Source organism: Saccharothrix coeruleofusca, from assembly GCF_014648515.1.
Lineage (GTDB): Bacteria > Actinomycetota > Actinomycetes > Mycobacteriales > Pseudonocardiaceae > Actinosynnema > Actinosynnema coeruleofuscum.
This window is the reverse complement of the sequence record NZ_BMRG01000025.1, coordinates 33057-36328: the sequence shown is the minus strand read 5'-3', so window position 1 is coordinate 36328 and position 3272 is coordinate 33057. Positions and strand designations below refer to the sequence as shown.

The 3272-nt window shown below is 75.3% G+C and carries 4 protein-coding genes; 1 reads left to right on the top strand and 3 read right to left on the bottom strand.

Annotated elements, in window-relative coordinates:
* The 3 genes from IEZ00_RS33485 to IEZ00_RS33475 form a co-directional block, all read right to left on the bottom strand.
* Nucleotides 1–676 (bottom strand): aldo/keto reductase (locus IEZ00_RS33485; RefSeq protein WP_229796357.1); only part of this gene is annotated, 676 nt, incomplete at its 3' end.
* A 21-nt stretch (nucleotides 677–697) separates the two neighbouring features.
* Entirely contained in the window at nucleotides 698–1465 is a 768-nt protein-coding gene (locus IEZ00_RS33480) for an ABC transporter permease (protein WP_189227394.1), read from the bottom strand.
* Complete coding sequence (locus IEZ00_RS33475; protein WP_229796356.1) at nucleotides 1462–2370, bottom strand: ABC transporter ATP-binding protein; 909 nt, start codon at nucleotides 2368–2370, stop codon at nucleotides 1462–1464. The genes IEZ00_RS33480 and IEZ00_RS33475 overlap by 4 nt, the downstream gene beginning before the upstream one ends.
* A 109-nt stretch (nucleotides 2371–2479) precedes the next feature.
* Here IEZ00_RS33475 and IEZ00_RS33470 point away from each other — a divergent pair.
* A partial coding sequence (locus IEZ00_RS33470; RefSeq protein WP_229796355.1) for a sensor histidine kinase occupies nucleotides 2480–3272 on the top strand: 793 nt, incomplete at its 3' end.

The window sequence follows — 3272 nt, the reverse complement described above, 5'->3', positions numbered from 1 at the left end:
CCGCGAGCCTGCCGTTGGCCAGCCCCTCCTTGACCAGCACCTCGGCCCCCGCCTCGTGCGCGAGCGCCAGCGCGGGCCCCACCGAGGGCTCAAGCACGTTCCAGGTGGACTGCACCGCGTCGAACAGCCGCCGCCCGGCCACCTCCACCTCCAGCCCCCGGCGCACCGCCTCGCCCTGGCGCGGTCCGGAGGTGGACAAGCCCAGCCGCACCCCGGAGTCGCGCAGCGCCCCCAGTGCGGCGAGCAGCTCGGAATCGCCGAACAGCGGGCTGTCGTCGGTCAGCGAGTGCACCTGGTACAGCTCGACACCGGCCCCCAGCAGCGACTCGGTCTCCCGCCACTGCCGGGTGAAGCGGTCCAGCGAGTGCTCCTTGACCTCGTGGGTGTCCGCGTCGCGCCGCCAGTCGGCCACGTAGGCGTAGCCCCACTTGCTGGACACCCGCACGTCGCGGTGCCCCCGGTCGGCCAACCACTCGGCCAGGAACTCCTCGGCGCGCCCGTAGGAGCGGGCCGCGTCCACCCGGCGCACGCCCGCCGCGTACGCCGCGTCCAGCACGGCGTGGCAGGCGCGCCGCATGGCGTCGACGTCGCGGTGTTCGGGCAGCGCCCGCTCGCGACCGAGGTTGATGTAGGCGGGCCTGCCGAGGGCGGCCAGGCCGAGGGCGAAGTCGGGCACGGCGATCACGGTAACCGGCGCTCAGGCGTCCCGGCGCAGCAGCACCGCCGCGCCCGCGCCCAGCGACACCGCGGCGTAGGCCACCATCACCAGCCCCGCGCCCCACGGCGTCAGCGACGGGTCCGCCATGGCCCCCGTCAGCTGCGGCGCCAGCACCCCCGGAGTCAGCGCGTAGAGCCGCTCGTCCCACGGCTGCGGCAGCATCAGCACCAGCACCGGGAGGACGAACAGCAACCCGCACAGCGCCACCAGCGTGCCCGCCGTGGAGCGCAGGACGAAGCCGAGGCCCAGGCCGAGCAGCGCCAGCAGCGCCAGCGCCGCGGCGTTGGCCAGCACGGCGGACCAGAGGGCGGCGGAGGAGTCGAACGCCGCGATCGGCGCGGGCCGGTCACCGGTGATCAGCTCACCGGACAGGGCCGCCGCGCTGGCCACCACCAGGCCCAGCACGACCGCGCCACCGCCCACCACGGCGGTCTTGGCCAGCAGCAGCGTCCGGCGGCGGGGCACCGACACCAGCGCCGTTCGGATCATGCCGCTGCCGTATTCGGAGGTGACCGCCAGCGCGCCCAGCACGCCGAACAGGAACTGGCCGAAGGGCACCACCATGACGCTGGGGTCGGCGCTGCCGAACCGGGCCCGCTGCTGCGGCGGCGAGGTGTCCCAGTCGGCGGTCATCAGGTACGCCACCGCGCTCCCGGCCAGCAGCGTCAGCAGCAGCGCCAGCAGCAGGTAGCCGGTGGAGCGCACCGAGCGGAGCTTGAGCCACTCCGAGGCGATCACGTCGGTCATCGGTCGGTCCCCCCGGCGCGGTGATCCACGCTGTCGTCGGTCAGTTCGAGGTAGGCCTCCTCCAGCGACGCTCCGCGCGGCGTCAGCTCGTGCACCGGCAGCCGCGCCGCCGCGGCCAGGTCCGCGATGCCCGGCGCGTCCAGGTCGCGCACGAGCAGCGCCCCCGCCTCCTCGCGCACGGTGGCCCCAGCGGCCCGCAGCGCGGCGGTCAGCTCGGCGGGACGGGGCGTGCGCACCAGCACGTCGCGCCGGAAGCGGTCGCTGAGCTCCCGCACGGACGCTTCGAGGATCAGCTTGCCCCGCCCGACGACGACCACCCGGTCGGCGGTCAGCGCCATCTCGCCCATCAGGTGGCTGGACACCAGCACCGTGCGGCCCTCGGCGGCCAGCGACCGCATCAGCCGCCTGATCCACCGGATGCCCTCCGGGTCCAGCCCGTTGACCGGCTCGTCGAACAGCAGCACGCCCGGATCGCCCAGCAGCGCCGCGGCCACGCCCAGCCGCTGCCTCATGCCCAGCGACAGCGCGCCGACCCGCCTGCGCGCCACCCCGGCCAGGCCCACCTCCTCCAGCACCGCGACGACCCGCTTGTCGCCGATGCCGTTGCTGCGGGCCAGCACTCGCAGGTGGTCGTAGGCGGTCCGACCGCCGTGCGCGGCACTCGCGTCCAGCAGCGCGCCGACGTGGTGCATCGGTCGCGGGATCTCGGCGTAGCGTCGCCCGCCCACCAGCGCTTCGCCGCTGGTGGGTCGGTCGAGGCCGAGAACCGCTCGCATGGTGGTCGACTTGCCCGCGCCGTTGGGCCCGAGGAACCCGGTCACGCAGCCGGGCCCGACGGCGAAGGACAGGCCATCCACGGCCTTCGTGGCGCCGTAGCGCTTGGTCAGCTCACGCACTTCGATCACGCGGCCCAGCGTCGCGGGTCGACGCGCCGGGCGGATCGGACGGCGGTCCACGACGGACATCGGACCGTGGTCCGATCCACCGGGGCGCGCGGCCGGCTACGGTCGGCCGGTGACCTCCCGCGTGATCCGCCTGCTGCCCACCGCGTACCTCGTCGCGCTGGACGTGGCGGCCGCCGCGGTGGTGACGATGCTGTACCTGCACTTCGCCCAGGTGAGCACCGCGCCGCTGTGGCTGGGCTACCCGCTGGCGTTCCTGGTCGGGGCGCCGCTGGCGGTGCGCCGCAAGTGGCCGCTACCGGTGCTGGCCGTGGTGCTGACCGCGCAGAACGCGGGCACCGTCGCGGACATCACCCTGGAGATGTACACGCCTTCGGCGTTCGCCCTCTACATGGTCGGGGTGGAGGTGCCCCGGAGGCGCTCGGTGGCCGCGCTGGCGGTCAGCCTGGCGACGGCCGCGGTGGCGCTGTTCATCGGCCAGCCGTGGCCCGACGACATCGGCCTCGCCCTGGCCGTCGCGCTGGTGCTGGCCTCGTCGTGGATGCTGGGCCGCACTGTGCGCCTGCGCCGCGCCTACGACGCGCGGACCGCCGTCGAGGAGGCGTCGCGGGCCGTCGCGCGGGAGCGGCTGCGCATCGCCCGCGAGCTGCACGACGTGGTGGCGCACAGCCTCAGCGTGATCGCGGTCAAGGCGGGCGTGGCCAACCACGTCGAGGACGCCGCGGTCGCCCGCGAGGCGCTGGGGGTGATCGAGCGGACCAGCCGCGGCACGCTCGTGGAGATGCGCAGGCTGCTGGGGGTGCTGCGGGACGAGGGCGGCGAGGCCGAGCTGGCGCCCCTGCCGGGGCTGGCGGATCTGCCGGACCTGGCCGCCAGCGCGGCGCTGGCGGGGGTCGAGGTGTCGC

Bases quoted from the DNA above. Each gene is read 5' to 3' on its own strand.
- IEZ00_RS33480 (WP_189227394.1), bottom strand. From the start codon at position 1,465: ATGACCGACGTGATCGCCTCGGAGTGGCTCAAGCTCCGCTCGGTGCGC.